16 protein-coding genes are annotated in these 17,823 nt (G+C 51.7%); 12 read left to right on the top strand and 4 right to left on the bottom strand.

Annotated features, from left to right (window positions below; translation table 11 throughout):
* Nucleotides 1-47: 47 nt before the first annotated feature.
* Nucleotides 48-491: a ribosome biogenesis factor YjgA gene (gene yjgA / locus AB8516_RS07430; protein WP_369159480.1), complete on the top strand. Its 444-nt coding sequence runs from the start codon at nucleotides 48-50 to the stop codon at nucleotides 489-491.
* On the opposite strand, the gene gluQRS is transcribed toward yjgA, so the two are convergent.
* Together gluQRS and dksA are read right to left on the bottom strand one after the other, a co-directional pair.
* Entirely contained in the window at nucleotides 446-1,381 is a 936-nt protein-coding gene (gluQRS, locus tag AB8516_RS07425) for a tRNA glutamyl-Q(34) synthetase GluQRS (RefSeq protein WP_369159478.1), read from the bottom strand. The genes yjgA and gluQRS overlap by 46 nt on opposite strands.
* Before the next feature lie 101 nt (nucleotides 1,382-1,482).
* Nucleotides 1,483-1,923 (bottom strand): RNA polymerase-binding protein DksA, encoded by a 441-nt coding sequence (gene dksA / locus AB8516_RS07420; RefSeq protein ID WP_108295457.1) that lies wholly within the window; start codon nucleotides 1,921-1,923, stop codon nucleotides 1,483-1,485.
* A 283-nt stretch (nucleotides 1,924-2,206) separates the two neighbouring features.
* Here dksA and AB8516_RS07415 point away from each other — a divergent pair, with 283 nt between their 5' ends.
* Nucleotides 2,207-2,980 carry an HAD family hydrolase gene (locus AB8516_RS07415; protein WP_369159476.1) on the top strand — a complete coding sequence of 258 codons (774 nt, stop codon included), beginning with the start codon at nucleotides 2,207-2,209 and terminating at the stop codon, nucleotides 2,978-2,980.
* A complete protein-coding gene (locus tag AB8516_RS07410) occupies nucleotides 2,977-4,137 on the top strand; it encodes a pyridoxal phosphate-dependent aminotransferase (RefSeq protein ID WP_369159474.1) in 1,161 nt (386 codons plus the stop codon). Before AB8516_RS07415 ends, AB8516_RS07410 begins: the two co-directional genes overlap by 4 nt.
* A gap of 242 nt (nucleotides 4,138-4,379) precedes the next feature.
* Here the strand turns inward: AB8516_RS07410 and cysZ are convergent, their stop codons facing one another.
* Nucleotides 4,380-5,120 (bottom strand): sulfate transporter CysZ, encoded by a 741-nt coding sequence (gene cysZ, locus AB8516_RS07405; protein ID WP_369159472.1) that lies wholly within the window; start codon nucleotides 5,118-5,120, stop codon nucleotides 4,380-4,382.
* A 113-nt stretch (nucleotides 5,121-5,233) separates the two neighbouring features.
* On the opposite strand from cysZ, the gene AB8516_RS07400 reads away from it, so the two are divergent.
* The 6 genes from AB8516_RS07400 (at nucleotide 5,234) to soxB (ending at nucleotide 13,095) form a co-directional block, all read left to right on the top strand.
* Complete coding sequence (locus AB8516_RS07400; RefSeq protein ID WP_369159470.1) at nucleotides 5,234-6,472, top strand: glycerophosphodiester phosphodiesterase family protein; 1,239 nt, start codon at nucleotides 5,234-5,236, stop codon at nucleotides 6,470-6,472.
* Between the two features lie 136 nt (nucleotides 6,473-6,608).
* Nucleotides 6,609-7,232, top strand: a complete 624-nt coding sequence (locus tag AB8516_RS07395) for a LysE family translocator (protein WP_108295225.1) — start codon at nucleotides 6,609-6,611, stop codon at nucleotides 7,230-7,232.
* A 97-nt stretch (nucleotides 7,233-7,329) separates the two neighbouring features.
* On the top strand, nucleotides 7,330-8,166 hold the full coding sequence (nfo, locus tag AB8516_RS07390; protein ID WP_369159467.1) for a deoxyribonuclease IV: 837 nt from the start codon (nucleotides 7,330-7,332) through the stop codon (nucleotides 8,164-8,166).
* A gap of 55 nt (nucleotides 8,167-8,221) precedes the next feature.
* Complete coding sequence (locus AB8516_RS07385) at nucleotides 8,222-10,384, top strand: PhnD/SsuA/transferrin family substrate-binding protein (protein WP_369159465.1); 2,163 nt, start codon at nucleotides 8,222-8,224, stop codon at nucleotides 10,382-10,384.
* Complete coding sequence (locus tag AB8516_RS07380) at nucleotides 10,384-10,998, top strand: response regulator transcription factor (RefSeq protein ID WP_108295227.1); 615 nt, start codon at nucleotides 10,384-10,386, stop codon at nucleotides 10,996-10,998. Before AB8516_RS07385 ends, AB8516_RS07380 begins: the two co-directional genes overlap by 1 nt.
* A 321-nt stretch (nucleotides 10,999-11,319) precedes the next feature.
* Entirely contained in the window at nucleotides 11,320-13,095 is a 1,776-nt protein-coding gene (soxB, locus tag AB8516_RS07375; RefSeq protein WP_369159462.1) for a thiosulfohydrolase SoxB, read from the top strand.
* A gap of 70 nt (nucleotides 13,096-13,165) precedes the next feature.
* Here the strand turns inward: soxB and AB8516_RS07370 are convergent, their stop codons facing one another.
* Nucleotides 13,166-14,152 carry an IS110 family transposase gene (locus tag AB8516_RS07370; RefSeq protein WP_369159460.1) on the bottom strand — a complete coding sequence of 329 codons (987 nt, stop codon included), beginning with the start codon at nucleotides 14,150-14,152 and terminating at the stop codon, nucleotides 13,166-13,168.
* 509 nt (nucleotides 14,153-14,661) lie between these two features.
* Between AB8516_RS07370 and AB8516_RS07365 the strand changes: the two genes are divergently transcribed.
* The 3 genes from AB8516_RS07365 (at nucleotide 14,662) to AB8516_RS07355 (ending at nucleotide 17,739) form a co-directional block, all read left to right on the top strand.
* Complete coding sequence (locus tag AB8516_RS07365) at nucleotides 14,662-15,237, top strand: hypothetical protein (protein WP_369159458.1); 576 nt, start codon at nucleotides 14,662-14,664, stop codon at nucleotides 15,235-15,237.
* A gap of 756 nt (nucleotides 15,238-15,993) precedes the next feature.
* A protein-coding gene (locus AB8516_RS07360; RefSeq protein ID WP_369157505.1) for an IS3 family transposase occupies nucleotides 15,994-17,171 on the top strand; the annotation gives its coding sequence in 2 pieces (ribosomal slippage) (nucleotides 15,994-16,249 and nucleotides 16,249-17,171; 1,179 coding nt in all).
* Nucleotides 17,172-17,199: 28 nt separating this feature from the next.
* Nucleotides 17,200-17,739 carry a cohesin domain-containing protein gene (locus AB8516_RS07355; RefSeq protein ID WP_369159456.1) on the top strand — a complete coding sequence of 180 codons (540 nt, stop codon included), beginning with the start codon at nucleotides 17,200-17,202 and terminating at the stop codon, nucleotides 17,737-17,739.
* Nucleotides 17,740-17,823 lie beyond the last annotated feature (84 nt).

Here is a 17,823-nt window from a genome sequence, read left to right as displayed (position 1 = left end):
AAGAACAGGGATTCGAAGGGCCCAGCAAGAGCGAGATCAAACGCGAGATGTTGGCTCTGGTGCAGCTTGGTGAGCGTCTCACCACACTGCCGCCAACGGTGTTGTCGCGCATACCGTTGAGTGCTGCATTGCAAGAGGCGCTGGAAGAGAGCAGGCGGATCAAATCACTGAACGCCCTGCGTCGGCACTACCGACGCCTGGGTAAGTTGCTGCGCACCGAGGATCTTGACACGATCAGGCGGGTGATAGGTGAAATCGATGACAGGCGCCAGGCCGATGTCAACCTGTTCCATACCCTGGAACGCTGGCGGGAGAGGCTGTTGGACGAGGAGAGCGAGGCGTTTGGTGAATTCATGCAGGTCTACCCGGAGGCGGATCGTCAAAGATTGCGACAGTTGATCCAGGCTACCCGCAGAGAACGTGAGCAGGCGCGTCCTCCCGCATCTTACCGTAAATTGTTCAAATTCTTGCGAGATGTGGCGGGGATCTGAAGTTGCGCCGGAATCGGCTTCAGTGACCAGCGCGGAACAGCCCATTGCCAGAATGCCTCGATCGTCTCGGGACGCTGAGGGGGCAGTGGCTGTTTGAGAAAGTCGAGGGCACGCAAGAGGATATCCATCGGCTGCTTGGGATCCACCGGGGCATCCTTGAATTGCTTACTCAGCTTTCGGCCCTGATCGTCAACGGCCAACGGGAGGTGAGCGTAATTGGGGTGGGGTATCCGCAGCAGTTGTTGCAGATAGTGCTGTCTGGGGGTGGAGCTGAGTAGATCCGCGCCCCGAACAATGTCTGTTATCCCCTGCCAGGCATCGTCGATAACCACTGCCAGCTGATAGGCATGAAAGCCATCGGCCCGCCGAATCACAAAATCCCCTATCTCTCTGTTGATCTGCTGGCCGATCCGGCCCTGTACGCTATCCACGATCGTGATCATCTCATCGGTGGTAAGGATGCGAACACTCCTCTCCGCTCTTCCTTGCGGGACACCATTGCGGCAGGTGCCTGGGTAGATCGTCCCCTCTGATCCATATTTTGCCTGTTCTTCGATCAATTTGCGGGAACAGCCGCAGGGATAGGCGAGCCGTGCCTGGATGAGCCTGTCGACCGCTTCGGCATAGGCGGCTGTTCTTCGGCTCTGGTAGATGACCTCACCGTCCCAGCGAAAGCCGAGGTTTTCCAAAGTCTGCAGGATAGATTTGGCGGCGCCTTTTACCTCCCGTGTCCGATCCAGGTCCTCCATTCGAACAAACCACTCACCCTGATGGCTGCGGGCATCCAGATAGCTGCCCATTGCCGCCACCAGCGACCCGAAATGGAGTTCGCCGCTGGGAGAGGGGGCAAATCGACCCCGATAGCCTCTATTTTTATCTGTATCTGGCATGTATGCCTCTGTTTTCCAATGGCTTTTGGAATAAGCGGCAGCCGTCATAAACAGAAAAACCGGCTACTGCCGGTTTTTCGTGAGGCAAATTGAAGATGGCGCTATCCCATCTGTTTTTCGCGAATCTCATCGAGCGTTTTGCAATCGATACACTGGGTGGCGGTTGGACGGGCCTCTAGCCGCCTGATCCCGATCTCCACACCGCAGGATTCACAGTAGCCATAGTCATGGTTATCGAGCTTCTCCAGGGCCTCATCGATTTTTTTGATCAGTTTACGCTCCCGGTCCCGGGTTCGCAGCTCAAGGCTGAACTCCGATTCCTGGGTCGCGCGATCGTTGGGATCAGGGAAATTGGCCGCTTCATCCTGCATATGATGCACGGTGCGATCAACCTCTTGCATCAGGTTGGATTTCCATGCATCCAGGATGGCGCGGAAATGAGTCTCCTGTCCCTCATTCATATACTCTTCGCCCTTGGCGGACTTATAGGGCTCTATGCCAAAGGCTTTAGCCCCTTGGGTGTTGGCTTTCTTCTGGGCCATTCATGGTACCTCTTCAGTGAAGGCGCATATCTATACCAGAAAGGAAAGAACGAAACAACAAAACCGAGTCGGCTTTGTTAATCGCTTTCCCAATACATAAGATTGGTTCAATTCGACTGAAATTAAAGGTAGATATCTGAATAACAGTTGTCACAGCTCATTAATTATGCGGTTTTTTACCTTTCCAGACGGCTATGCACACTACCCTCCAATGGTTAAGCTAGTGCCCTGGTCGTGAAAAAACCATAACTTGAGTGGGTCTATATAATTCCAAGGTGCAGTAATGGCAGATCTAAAGGCATTGATATTCGATGTGGATGGTACTCTCGCGGATACCGAGCGAGATGGTCACCGGGTGGCTTTCAACAAGGCCTTTGAAGAGGCTGGGCTCGACTGGGAGTGGTCTGTGGCGCTGTATGGCAAGCTACTGGCAGTTACGGGAGGCAAGGAGCGCATCCGTTACTATCTTGACCACTATAACCCCGATTTCCCCGGACCCGCGGATCTGGACGGGTTCATCGCCGCGCTTCACGCCGCTAAGACCGATCACTATACCCGAATGTTGTCGCAAGGATTGATACCGATGCGCAACGGGGTAAAACGACTGTTGCAGGAGGCACGCCAGGCCGGACTACGTTTGGCGATTGCTACCACAACCACGCCGGCCAATGTCAGTGCACTGCTGCAACATAGTCTTGATCCCGATGCAGAGCGTTGGTTTGAGGTGATAGCGGCGGGGGATATCGTACCGGCAAAAAAACCGGCGCCCGATATTTATCTCTGGGCACTTGATCAGATGGGCCTGCAAGGGGATGCCTGTATCGCTTTCGAGGATTCACACAATGGCGTACAGTCAGCCAGTCAAGCCTCGATCTCCTCGATTCTGGTTACCACCAATGGTTATACCGCCGAGGATGACTTTAATGGGGCTAGGCTCGTCGTCGATCAGTTTGGTGAGCCCGAGCAACCCTTTCAGGTGAAATTTGGCGAGACTGGGGGACGCCAATTCGTCGATCTTGCCCTGCTTAGGGCACTGCATGACAGAGCAGACCCATGAATCCCATCGCCCGGCGCATGCAGCGCATCGCTCCCTTCTACGTCATGGACCTACTGGCCCAGGCGCGTCGTATGGAGGCCGAGGGTCGATCGGTCATCCACATGGAGATAGGGGAGCCCGATTTCGATACCCCGGCGCCGGTCGTTGCCGAGGGGCAGGCTGCTCTGGCATCGGGTGATATTCACTATACCCCCGCGACGGGTCTGGCGGCATTGCGTCAGGCTATCGCCAATCACTATCGCGACCAATATACAACCGAGATCGATCCCGGGCGCGTGGTTGTTACACCCGGTTCTTCCGGTGCGCTGCAGCTGATCATGAGCGTTTTGATCAATCCCGGAGAATCGGTACTGCTGGCAGATCCCGGCTATCCCTGTAACCGCCACTTTGTGGAGTTGGTCGATGGTCTACCCATAGCCGTGGCTGTGGGACCGGAGACCGGGTATCAATTGACGGCTCAGCTGGTGGAGGAGGCCTGGCGGGAAGATACCAAGGCCGTATTGGTAGCATCACCGTCCAATCCGACCGGCACCCTGATCCCCGATGAGGAGATGCGGATGCTGCACGCCACGGTGGAACGGCTGGGCGGGGTTTTGATCGTTGATGAGATCTATCAGGGGCTGGTTTATGACGAAGCAGGCGGAACGGCGCTTCGATATGCTGATAATTTGTTTGTCATCAACAGTTTTTCAAAGTTTTTCGGTATGACCGGTTGGCGGCTGGGCTGGCTGGTTGCGCCAGAGCCCTTGATCGATCCCATCGACCGTTTGGCACAGAATATATTTCTTTCGGCGCCGACACTCTCTCAACACGCCGCTCTCGGTGCATTCACACCGGCAGTGATGGAGATTCTGGAACAACGCCGCCAGGCCTTCCGGCAACGCCGCGACTTCCTGCTGCCTGCGTTGCGTGATTTGGGATTCTCTATACCGGTGACACCGCAGGGTGCTTTCTATCTCTATGCCGGTTGTAGTGAATTGTGCGATGACAGCCGGGCCTTTGCCCAGAGGTTGTTACACGAGGCGGGTGTGGCGGTTACACCCGGACTCGATTTCGGCTTCAATCAACCGGAATCGCATCTGCGCTTCGCCTACACCACAGACCTAGAGCGTTTGCAGGAAGGCGTGGATAGAATCAGTCGATTTCTGGCGGGTTAAATGTTTTTGAAGAAGAATAGTCCGCAAATGAACGCGAATAAACGCAAAAATTCTCTAATCACATTTGTTTCCACGTAAGAACCTGAGTACAGAAAAGAAAGTTAATTATATTTCATGAGTAAGGTGCGGATTGTGGCACTCTGAAACCGTTTTGATATTGTCTGTGTCAATGAATGAGTATTGGTACTGCAAGCCTCACCCTGCGCAGCATTTGCGTTTATTTGCGGACTTTTTTTAACCCATCAACCCTCAATATGACGCAGGCGTTCATGCCAGAAAAGGGTGGCGCCGGCGACGGCCGTCGGCATGGCGATGAAGTTGAGGATGGGCACCATCATCATCAGGGTCAATCCGGCGCCGAAGGTAAGGGATGAGTAGCGGGCCTGCTTGAGTCGCATGTGCTGCTGTTTAAAGGCCAGATTATGATTGGCCATCGGGTAGTCGCCATACTCCACGGCGAGGAACCAGGCGCTGAATGCCATCCACAGAAAGGGTGCGACGATATTCACGCCAGGTATGAGGAAAAGAATCAACAGAGGGATGGCGCGTAACAGGAAATAGAGTAGCTTGCGTAACTCCGACACAATTGAAGGCACCACATCCTTGACGATCTGTTTTGCGCCGGTTGGTTGACTCGGGATCTTCCCTCCCAGGTGGAGTTCAACCTTTTCCGCCAGAAGCCCATTAAACGGAGCGGCGATCAGGTTGGCAATGACGGTGAAGGTATAGAAAATGATTAATAGCAGGGTGATGGCGAACAGTGGCCACAATATCCACCTAAGCCAGGCCAGCCAACTCTCGTCGCCGGGAAGAAAACGATCCATCAGTTGCTCGAACTGATCGACACCGAGCCAGATCAGTAAACTGAAGACGATGATATTGATAGTCAGCGGGATCAGTACAAAGGGTCTCAAGCCGGGTTTGGTCAGCAGAGCGAGCCCTCTCAATAAGTAGCTTGCGCCTGCGAGCGGGTTTTTCACCATGATTGAAATCCTAAACTTCGCGATCCATAAATATAAACTCCGAAATATAACCTATTGTCATGAAAGATGCGCACGGGTAGTGTGGGTTTAACCAAATTTAACCTGGTCAGCCCATGACGTTTTCAACACAGGATAGCGATACTCGTGAAACGCAGCGGAACGTGAGTGTGGCGGCTGACAGACCCCTGGTTATCGGTCACCGTGGTGCATGCGGATACCTTCCGGAACATACCCTGGCTTCCTATCGATTGGCAATCAGGATGGGAGTCGATTTTATCGAGCCCGACCTGGTCCTGACGAGGGATCATCGACTCATCGCTCGACATGACAATGAATTGAGTCTTACAACGGATGTCGCGCAACATCCCGAATTTGCAGATCGCTACACCACCAAGCAGGTTGACGGGATGCAAAGAGAGGGGTGGTTTTGTGAAGATTTCGAGCTCTCGGAAATCAAAACCCTGGGTATCCGTTGGAGTGACCCCGACAGCCGCGAATGGCGGGAGTTGAATGAAGCGGAACTTGGCATACCCACCCTCGAGGAGGTTATAGCCCTGGTCAGGCAGGAGGAACTGGCGCATGGATTGAAGATCGGCATCTATCCGGAAACAAAGTATCCAACCTACTACGCCTTTGAAGGTGGTTATCTGGATGGATCACCGATTCATAAATCGATTTCCCGTATTTTGATCGAGGTGTTGCAGCGTGAGGCGTTTACCGCCAAAGACCGGGTATTCATACAATCCTTTGAAATCGCCAATCTGATCGAGTTACATGACCGGATCATGCCATCGTATAATCTGGAGCTGCCGTTGATTCAACTATTCGGCGATATCAAAGGCGAATTGACACTTCCGGAGGGCGACTTTTCCAGACCCTATGATTTTGTCTACCATCACAACCGGGGGGACGACCTCGAGCACTATTATGGTGATCTCACCTCGATTGCAACGGTTGTATCCCAACTAAACTATCAACTCCTCACCTCCCCTGCTGCTATCGATTGGATGGTAAACCGCTATGCAAGTGGAATAGCTACATGGCTCGGGAGTCTTATGCCGACTCTGTCTATGTACAACATCGATAGTGAGGACAGTAATACAACCGGGTATATTGATTCGGTTGATCGAGGAACGGTTCCACCCTACATTGAACATGCACTCAATCGAGGTATGCATGTGCATGTCTTTCCTTTGTGTGAGCACTCATCCACGCCACAAACAGGGGATGGCGCATGGAGGGAGGGATTGAAATCAGAGGCAATCCATCTTTTCAACCAGGGTGTGGATGGAATATTTTTCAATCTGCCGGATATTGGTGTTGAGGCGAAACGCCATTTTTTGTTGCGCTAGGACACGCTAACAGGCTTGGGATTTACTCCAGATGCCCCGTGCTAAGCTGTATCCAAGCACACACCGGTTGAGAAAATCTATATGGTCGCCGGGTTGATGACGATACCATGAGTGGCCAGGAGAGCGACTGCATCTCATGCTAGAAAACCTGCTCGCACTGTTTGTCACGGCGGTGGTCCTGGCATTGGTCCCCGGGCCTGACAATCTGTTTGTACTGACCCATTCAGCATTGCATGGCCGAATGACGGGGTGGTATGCAACTCTGGGTTTCTCCACCGGGTTGATCGTGCATACTGCAGCGGTATCCTTGGGCGTCGCGGCCCTGTTTCAGACATCCGAAGTGGCGTTCAATCTCCTCAAGCTGGTTGGCGCCGCCTATCTGTTCTACCTGGCATGGCGTTTTATCCAGCGATCCAACAGCCGGCTTCCGCTGCAGGATCAACCGATACTCACACCCTGGTTGATCTATCGCCGCGGGATCATCATGAATGTAACCAATCCCAAAGTGTCACTCTTTTTTCTTGCACTGCTGCCTCAGTTCATTTTGCCTGAATCCGGCCCGATAGTGCTGCAGATGATCAGTTTTGGCATGATTTTCATTGTGGCCACACTAGTGGTGTTTGGTGCGATTGCCGAACTGGCGGGGGTAATCAGTCCCTGGCTCAAGCGATCCGATAAGGCTCAGCGGATAATGCATCGTGTGGCGGCAGTGATCTTTTGTATTCTCGCCATGAAACTATTGTTGGCGGAGCAGTTTTAAAACCAAGCATCAAACCACCGATTAAGATCGACTTGTAGTAACGGATCGTCTCATGTAGAAGGTGCTGTCCGGTTTCATAGAATTAAGGCAGGTCCGTATGAAGTATGTTGGTGCCCATGTCAGTGCGTCGGGTGGGGTTGAGAATGCGCCATTGAACGCGCAGGAGATAGGTGCCAAGGCGTTTGCCCTGTTTACCAAGAACCAGCGCCAGTGGCGAGCTAAACCCTTGAGTGAAAAATCGATCCTCGCCTTCAGGGAGAATCTCGATGGTTCCGGTATCTCTCCCAGGCATGTACTACCCCATGACAGCTATCTGATCAATCTGGGGCATCCCGAAACGGAGGGGCTGGAAAAATCGCGAGCGGCCTTTCTGGATGAGATGCAGCGTTGTGAGCAGCTTGGTCTGTCGTTGCTTAATTTTCATCCCGGCGCAACTCTGAGGAAGATCAGCGAGGAGGAGAGCCTGCAACGGGTTGCCGATTCGATCAACCTAGTGCTTGAGCAGACCCGGGGGGTGACTGCGGTGATAGAAAACACGGCAGGGCAGGGAAGTACCCTGGGATATCGCTTTGAACACCTGGCGGCGATCATCGATGCAATTGAAGATAAAAGCCGGGTCGGAGTCTGTCTCGATACCTGTCATACCTTTGTGGCTGGTTACGATCTTAGAACCATAGCGGCCTGCGAAAAGACATTTACCGAGTTCGATCATGTTGTCGGTTTTCAATACCTACGTGGCATGCATCTCAACGACAGCAAACCCGACTTGGGTGCCAGGGTCGATCGTCACCATAGCCTGGGACTGGGTAAACTCGAATGGGAGGTCTTTCGTTATATCATGCACGATCCGCGTTTTGACGACATACCGCTGATATTGGAGACCATTGACGACACCCTTTGGAAAGAGGAGATTGCCGCCCTCTATGCGATTTGATTCATAATCATATCTGTCCCTTGTCAGCGAAATGGAATTCACATACCCTCACTGAATGGCGATTCATCAGCATAACCACAAATTATGGCTGTTTATTCTCATTTTTCTGTCACTCTGCGTCACACCGCTGAAGGCCGACTCCGAAGTGGTGCGCATTGGGGTGTTGAGTCACCGTGGCGATCAAGCCACCTTGAGGATGTGGGGACCTACCGCTGATTTTCTCTCCTATCACATTCCATCCTACGATTTCATCATCAAACCCCTGAAGTTCGATGAGGTCAATCCCGCTGTAGAGGGGGGTAATATCGATTTTGTCCTGGTCAATCCGGGTATCTATGTCAATCTTGAAGTCAAGTATCGCGTCTCCCGCATCGCCACGCTTTATAACCGACGCAACGATGTGCCCTACAAAATTTTCGGCGGGGTCATCTTCACCCGGCAGGACCATCCGGAGATCAATACTTTGAAGGACCTACGTGGTTACACCATGATGGCGGTGGATGCCACCTCTTTGGGGGGCTTTCAGATGGCGATGCGAGAGATGGTTGAAAATGGAATCGATCCCTATAGTGATTTGAAGGCATTGCGTTTTGGCGGCATTCACGACCGGGTGGTGATGGCGGTACGCAATGGCGAAGTCGATACCGGCACCGTGCGTACCGATATATTGGAGCGCATGGCCAGAGCAGGCACGATCAATCTGGATGAGTTCCGTATTGTCAATCCACAAACCGTAAAGGAGTTTCCCTTTGCCCTGAGTACACGTCTCTATCCGGAGTGGCCATTCAGTAAGGTTGCGCACACCGCCGACAGCCTGGCGCAGGACGTGGCGATCGCATTGATGAATATGCCCCATGATCATGCGGCGGCTTTGGCCGGCAACTATGCCGGATGGACCATCCCGCTGGACTACCAGCCGGTGCACGATCTGTTCATGACCCTCAAATTACCCCCCTACCAGAATCTGGGCAAGTTCACCTTATCAGACGCCATCAGTCGCTATTGGTACTGGTTTCTTGGCGGCTTGATGATGCTGCTGTTCATGGTGGTCATGACCCTTTGGGTGATGCGTCTGAACCAGGCGATCAAGAAGGCGAAGGACCGACTGGAGATGCAGCACGAACTGATTCTCGATTCGGTGGCGGACGGTATTTATGGTGTCGACCTGCATGGCCGTTCCACCTTTTTCAATAGGGCGGCGGAGCGAATAACCGGTTGGAAGGCTGTCGATGTCATTGGGCGCAATCAGCATGAGATTCTCCATCATACCCATGCGGACGGATCACCCCACAAGGCGGATGAGTGTCCGGTCTACCAGACTTTCCGTGAAAACCAGGCCCGCTATGTCTCCGACGATATTTTCTGGCGCAAAGACGGCAACAGTTTTCCGGTGGAGTACAGCAGTACGCCGATCTGGGATGATAGCGGCAAAACAGTGGGGAGCGTGGTGGTGTTTCGTGATACCACACGGCGTAAACGGGCAGAGGAGGAGGCGCGCCAGCATCAGATTGAGCTGGCCAGGGCGGGACGTCTCAGTACCCTGGGTGAGATGGCTTCGGGCATCGCCCATGAACTCAACCAGCCACTGACGGCGATTTCGACCAACGCCCAGGCGAGTATTCGCATCCTCGAGTCCGATAGCTCGAATGTCGATGTCTGCGTCGACGTGATGGAGCGTATCGCCTCTCAGGCTGATCGTGCAGGTGAGATCATTCGTCAACTGCGACGACTTGTCCGCAAAGAGCCGTTGGAGCGTACCGAGGGTGATGTGAATGACCTGGTGAATGCAGTGGCGGTGTTGATCTGGCCCGATATCAGAAGGGAATCGGTAAGACTGGAACTCGATCTGGAAGAATCACTGCCTTCGATTCCACTGCAACCGATACAGATTGAGCAGGTGATCCTGAATCTGGCGCGTAATGCCATCGAATCCCTGTCGGAAAAACGAAGCGGTGAGCGTCAGCTCTATATCGGTACCCAGAACAAGGGTTATAAATCGATAGCAGTGATCGTTCGTGATAACGGACCCGGGGTAAATCCGGAACTGGCTAATACCCTCTTCGACCCCTTCGTTACAGGAAAACCGCAGGGGATGGGTTTAGGTCTTTCCATCAGCTACGGGATCATCGAGGCGCACGGTGGTAAACTCTCACTCAATCCGGCCTGCCAGGAGGGTGCCGAGTTTAACTTCTACCTGCCATTTGCGGAGGCGAGCTAATGGAGCAGTCAAAGTCGACAGTATTCGTCGTTGACGATGACGAGGAAGTGCGTGGCGCGCTGAAACTGCTGTTCGAATCGGTTGGCCTGCCTGTTGTCTGCTACCCTTCGGCGGGTGACTATCTTGAACAGTTCGATGAGTCTCTACCGGGGTGTCTGGTTGTGGATATCCGCATGCCGGGCATGAGCGGACTCGATATGCAGGAGAAGCTTGCCGAACGTCCCATCCATCCGCCGGTGATCATCATCACCGGGCATGGGGATGTGCCGATGGCGGTACGCGCGGTACAGGCCGGTGCGGTGGATTTTATCGAGAAACCCTTCCGCGACCAGATTCTGCTCGACAGTGTGCATCGTGCCATCGAGAAGGATGCGGAACGGCGTGGTGAAGCCTCCCGTCTGTCGGAGATACGCGAACATCTGGATCAGCTTACACCACGGGAGAGAGAGGTCCTCGATCTGGTTATCGGCGGTATGCGCAACAAAAACATCTCCGAACAGCTCGGTATCACCCTTTCCACCGTTGAGGCCCACCGTTCCAGGGTCATGGAGAAGATGCAGGCCGATTCGCTGTCCCATCTGATGCGTATGATGCTTACCCTTGAAAAGGATTAAGGAAAACCATAACCAACACTCGCGTATGTCGGAATTTTAATGCTCCCACAAAGAGTTACATAATAAAGTATCCCCATACCATGCCCGGAACAGCTTGATGGGGATAGGCCAGCTGGATGGCTGGAAGGTTGATAAGAAACAGGCGCCTTCCGGTGATTCAGCTGGTACTTTTTTTCACCTTAGGAATGCTGTGTTACCTGGGCCAAGGCACTAAGGTAACCCACCGGTAAACGACCATAATAAAAAATAGTCTGAGAATCCTGCCGAGAGGTGTCAGGCGGTTTGATATGATCCGGTATCCAATAACTGGAGGATGAGAGAATGAGTATTTCGAGACGCGAATTTGTTCGCCTGATGGGCTTGGCTGGTGCGGCAGGTTTGATGCCTGCATCGGTTTTTGCGGCTAAAAAGCTGCCGTCCGATCTCTATGAAGTGCCGAAGTTCGGCAATCTGTCACTGCTGCATATCACGGATACCCATGCCCAGTTGAATCCGATCTACTTTCGCGAACCGAATGTCAATCTGGGAATCGGCTACGCCTTCAATAAGGCGCCACATCTGGTGGGCAAGCGTCTCCTAGACCATTTTGGGGTCGCACCCGGCAGTATCGAGGCCCACGCCTTCAGCTATCTCGATTTCGATGCGGCAGCGGGTAAGTACGGCAAGGTCGGCGGATTTGCCCACCTCAAGACCCTGATACAGCGTATCCGTGACGATAGGGGTTCCGGCAACAGCCTGCTGCTCGACGGGGGAGACACCTGGCAGGGTTCAGGTACCGCCTATTGGACCCGCGGCAAAGACATGGTCGGGGCCTGTAACCGGCTCGGTGTCGATGTGATGACCGGACATTGGGAATTCACCTACCTCGATGAGGAGGTGATCTCAAACATCGCGGACTTCAAGGGCGATTTTGTGGCCCAGAACGTCATGGTTCGTGAAGAGGCGTTGTTCGACTATAAATTTCCTGATTTCGAAGGCTTCAACGAGGATGAAGGCAACGCCTTCAAGCCCTACGTGATCAAGCAGGTCGGTGGTGCCAGGGTGGCAGTGATCGGCCAGGCCTTCCCCTATACCCCCATCGCCAATCCGCAACGCTTCATCCCCGACTGGACCTTCGGTATTCAGGACGAGCTGATGCAGGGCGTGGTGGATACGGTACGCGAGAATGAGAAACCCGATGTGGTGGTGGTGATCTCCCACAATGGCATGGACGTGGATCTGAAGATGGCATCCCGGGTCTCCGGAATCGATGTCATCATGGGCGGCCATACTCATGACGGCATGCCTGCCCCCACCGTTGTGAAGAATGCCGGCGGTAAGACCCTGGTTACCAACGCCGGCTCCAACGGCAAGTTTCTCGGGGTCATGGATCTCGATGTCAAGGGTGGCAAGGTAAGGGATTTCCGCTATCGCCTGCTGCCTATATTCTCCAATCTGCTGCCGGCGGATAAGCCGATGCAGGCCTACATCGATGAGGTGCGCGCACCCTACAAGGATAAGCTGGAGGAGCAGTTGGCGATCACGGAAGAGACCCTCTATCGTCGCGGTAACTTCAACGGTACCTTCGATCAGGTTATCTGCGATGCCCTGACCACGGTCAATGATGCGCAGATTTCCCTTTCTCCTGGTTTCCGTTGGGGCACCACAGTACTCCCGGGTCAGAAAATTACCATGGACAACGTCATGGACCAGACCTGTATCACCTATCCCGAGACCTATCGCCGTGAAATGAAGGGCAGCGACATCAAGGCGATACTCGAGGATGTCAGTGACAACCTGTTCAACAAGGACCCCTACTATCAGCAGGGCGGCGACATGGTGCGGGTCGGCGGGCTCGATTATGTCTGTGAGCCTGGCGCCGGATTCGGCAAACGCATCTCCAACATGACGTTGGACGACGGCACCAAGATCGAAGCGGATAAGAACTACGTGGTATCTGGCTGGGCAACCGTTGGCTCAAAGGCACCCGGCGAGCCCATCTGGGATACGGTGGCGAAATACCTGCGCGATCAGAAGACGGTGAAGATCAAGAAAATCAATACACCGAAACTGGTAGGTGTGAAGGATAATCCCGGTCTCGCAGACTATCTTGGATAAAGAGTCCGCAAATGAACGCAAATATTTATTCTATGCGTAGATACCATCTCTCCCTTACTCCCACAAGTAGCTATAAAGCGGCTTGTGGGGAGTAATCTTGCTGGTGCTTGAGTACCCCAAAGCACAGATGTACTAATTTGCGCATAACGGCTCCTAATGCGGACATTTTGCATTTTCCTCTCGCGAGCAACCGCTCGTATAAGGCCTTGGCCGTTGGGTTGTGTAGACTGGCCACGATAGCAGGCATGTAGAGTTTGGCCCTGATCCTCGCGCTGCCTGCTTTCGACAGTCGTGGTCGCTTGTTGATGCTGGATCCGGATTGATGCTCGATGGGCACCACTCCCAGATAGGCGGCCATTTGACTAGCATGCTCAAAATCCCGGGCACGGTAGACACTCATCATGATTCGACTGAGGGTCCGGCCAATGCCTGGGATACTTTCTAGCAGCTGCTGGTCGTTTTTCAGCTGGGGGTGGGTGTCGATATGCTCATCGATCATCGCTTCCAGACGCTTTTGTTCTTGCTCCAGGCCTTTGAGCACGGTCGAGATGGAGTGCCCAACCTCTGGATGACTGATCCCTGACAAGGCCTTCTCCAGGCGGTTGCGTTCACGCTGGATATCGCCTTGCAATGCCTCCAGCCGTGACAGTAACTCTTTGAGTTTACGTATCTCTGCCGGTTCCGGTCTCCACAGATGCAGGGGTTCTTTGGCGCCATACAAGGCTAACACCAGCGAGTCCTTTCTGTCGGTCTTGGTGTGCACCGCGATACCCTTGGCGTAATCTCTCACCTGGGCCGGGTTAAGCACCGCGACTTCACCACCTTGCTCATGCAGACCGTAGGCTAGACGCTCGTGGTAGATGCCAGTCGCCTCCATGACAAAGCGTAACCCACTCAGTGGCTGACCAGTCTGTTTTTGTGACCAATCGAGTAGGTGGTCATGGCCGGCTGGTGTATTAGGAAAGACCTTCGACTTGACTTTGCGTGGTTCGATACTGCGTAACCACAGACAATCCAGCTTATTTTTACTCACATCAATGCCAATTATCGCTTTCATTCTCTTCACTCACCTTGTTCATGCAGCCTCTCTCCGTAATGCCGGAGGGACTCCGATACCATTCAGTTTATAGAGAATCGGTGATAGCCTGTATCTACAAAACAGACTCGTGGTCTCAGGGTGCGGTGCAGGTCTTATCACCGTGTGATGAATTGCTAGCTAAACAATTCATCAGAAGAGATACAAGGGTGCGGCTTGCCGCACCAACAAACATGCATCAGCACGTGTGTATCTATTTGGATTGACGGTGCGGCAAGCCGCACCCTACATAACTGGTTAAAAAGCGGAACCGGCCAAGTGGGTAATGCGTGTAAGGAGGCCGCAAATGGAGGCTAATCACTGCTAATAAACGCAAATTGATATATCGATTGTTTTGTTCTCCATAGAAATGAGCCAATCGATTGCCTATAAAGCAAGTCGGATCAATCAAGAGATATAAAGCCGCTATGTACAGTTTTATATTTGCATTAATTTGCGGTGATTAGCGTCCATTCGCGGCTTAAACGATTGTGGTTAAAGAGATAATCAGCGGGTTGGCGATAGCAGTAACCTTTATCGCCTTTTTTCCCTACATACACTCCATCCTGGTAGGGCGGACAAAGCCCCATGTCTTCTCCTGGGTGATTTGGGGAAGCACCACGTTCATTGTGTTTCTCGCGCAGTTGGAAGATGGCGGCGGAGCAGGGGCCTGGCCAATCGGTATATCCGGATTGATCACGTTTTATATCGCCTTGCTTGCCTACCGAAAAAAAGCGGATATCACAATCACCAATATGGATTGGGCCTTTTTTGCGGCAGCCATGGCCTCCATACCTGTCTGGTACTTCACATCGGATCCGACCTGGGCCGTTATCCTGTTGACTGGCATCGATGTGATTGGATTCGGGCCAACCATCAGAAAAGCCTTCGCCCACCCTTACGATGAGGACTTAAAGTTCTTTGCCTTATTCGCATTGCGAAACCTGCTGGTTGTGATGGCACTAGAGCGCTATACCATCGCGACAATGCTTTTTCCTGCGGTAATCGCATCAGTATGTCTGGTATTTATTTGCATGATTGTTTATAGAAGACGGGTTGTTGGATAGCATAGTTAAGTGGGAGCGAATCTTGGAGGCTTGTTGATCGTTTATAAGGCCAATAAACTTAAGTATTGGACATAAGGTTTTGATTCTTCAAATGAGCACTGTAATTTAAAATGACTGGCAGCTTAATGACTATGTGACAGTTCCGATATTGAGTTTATTAGTATAAAGAGGATATACTAAAATCTGCAAGGAAATAACAAAGAGGGATCTAAGTTTAAGGATAAAATGAGCTGTACATGGATTAATTGGGATATTTATTTGCGTTAAGTCTTTCTTTTCTGGCTGTACTAGGATTACATGAGTATGACACTCTCCCACAGTCGTTAGTTAATAGTGAATACAATTGATTTTCACTTGAGTATAACTCTGATCGTTGTATCTACAATATGTGAGTTATACATTGAGTTTTGAAGATCGATTAGATTCTAGCCTATGACTGTGTGCATTCTAACTATTCTGGCGTAGTTCTAGTCTTTTCTCCCATTTGGATTCGTGAGCATACTCAAGATCTAAAGTTCATCTATCAGGTGAATAGTTGCTTGGTAATCGGAAGAACCAATAAATATTGGTTGACAGGATTTTGCTGGTAACTGACTGTCCGTTGCAAACCATGTTCTTTACAGGATTGTGTTGCTAATTAGAGTCAATTGGACATATTGGAAATGGTTTTATTTCAAGGAAATTGTAGTGGTATAGTTATTTTGGCCACCTGATTATGGGTGATATTATCACCCCAGATGATAAATAGGTGATCAAATGACAAAAACACGCAGGAGATTCAGCCCGGAATTCAAACTTGAAGCGGCCCAACTGGTTGTCGACCAGCAGTACTCAATCAGAGCGGCCTGCGAAGCGATGGGGGTCAGTAAATCTTCATTGGAAAATTGGGTACGTCAGCTGCGGCAGGAGCGACTAGGCAAAACACCCAAAGCATCAGCAATGACACCCGATCAACGCCGCATACAAGAGCTCGAAAAACGGCTACGACAGGTGGAGACGGAGAAAGAAATCCTAAAAAAGGCTACCGCTCTCTTGATGTCGGACTCGTTGAACAATTCACGCTAATTCAGCGTTTACATCGAGAGAGCTATCCAGTGAAGCAGCTATGTTGCGTGTTCGGTGTACACCGTAGCAGCTATCGGGCATGGCGGGATCGCCCGAAGCGGTTGTCAGAAACAGAGTGGCGGCTACGCGAGCATGTGAAGTCTGCCTATGAATTAAGCAATGGCTCAGCCGGCGCCAGGACGATTGCGAGCATGGTGACAGCACAGGGTTGCCCGTTAAGCCGTTATCGTGCGACACGCCGTATGCAGGCGCTGGGCCTGGTGAGTAGCCAGCAACCCAAACACCGCTACAAGAGAGCCGAGCAGCCGCATACCAATATACCAAACCGGCTGGATCGACAGTTTGATGTGGTTGCACCCAATAAAGTCTGGGCGGGCGATATTACCTATATTTGGACTGGGCGACGTTGGGCATATCTGGCCATTGTGTTGGATTTATTTGCGCGACAGCCGGTGGGATGGGCATTATCGTTGAACCCAGATAGCGCGTTGACTAAAAAAGCTCTGACAATGGCCTATGAGTCTCGTGGTGAACCAAAAGGCGTGATGTTTCATTCTGATCAAGGTTGCCAATACACTAGTCTACCGTTTCGTCAGCAGCTATGGCGTTATCAAATGGTACAGAGCATGAGTCGACGTGGTAACTGCTGGGACAACAGTCCCGTGGAACGATTTATCAGAAGCTTGAAAACCGAATGGATGCCTGAGATCGGCTATCGCACTTTTGAGGAAGCGAAGCACCATATCACGGAGTATATTATTGGATACTATAGCCAGTTTAGGCCACATACTCACAATGATGGATTGGCACCCAGGGTAGTTGAGCAACAGTACTGGAATGCACAGAAAACCGTGGCCAAAAATACTTGACCACTACAAATAACCTAAGGAGTAAGGGATGATGTGGGCAAAGCTTATAGTCTTGCTGGTGCTTTTATTTTTTGGATCCGTTCAAGCGGCTACGGTATCACTAATCCCGGATAGATCATCAGTTTCGGTAGGTGATCAGTTTTCAGTGGGAATTATCGGTAGCGATTTTTTGTCGCTTAGTGGTGGAACGATGGACCTTGGAATGGACGATAGAGTGCAGGTGCAGGCTATATCCATTGATCCCTACTGGGATTTTCTCTCATCAAGTATCGGTTCTTCACAGTCACCAGAGGTATGGACGGGGATAGAATTCAGTACATTATTCAATCCACCTGCCAGCGGCGATTTTTTAATTGCAACGATCGTCTTCGAGGCCATGAATGCTGGAATGTCTAACTTATCGATACTCCAAAGTTCAGAGTTTTATGATCCGTCAGGCGTGCTATCCCCCGATATAATCGCATCACAAGTTATCGTGTCTCCCGTACCCCTTCCTTCTGCTATCTGGCTATTTGCTTTGGGCTTGATGGTGATGTTTCGATTTACTGCCACTCACCGCATTAAATGAACAATTATCGATCAAAATAGAATAAATAACTCGCAGATAATGCTCGATATTTATCTATCAACATGGTTTACGGAATAGCTGGTT

Source organism: Candidatus Thiodiazotropha sp. LNASS1 (assembly GCF_964212655.1).
Classification (GTDB): Bacteria; Pseudomonadota; Gammaproteobacteria; order Chromatiales; family Chromatiaceae; genus Thiodiazotropha.
This window is presented reverse-complemented; position numbering and strand designations above follow the sequence as displayed.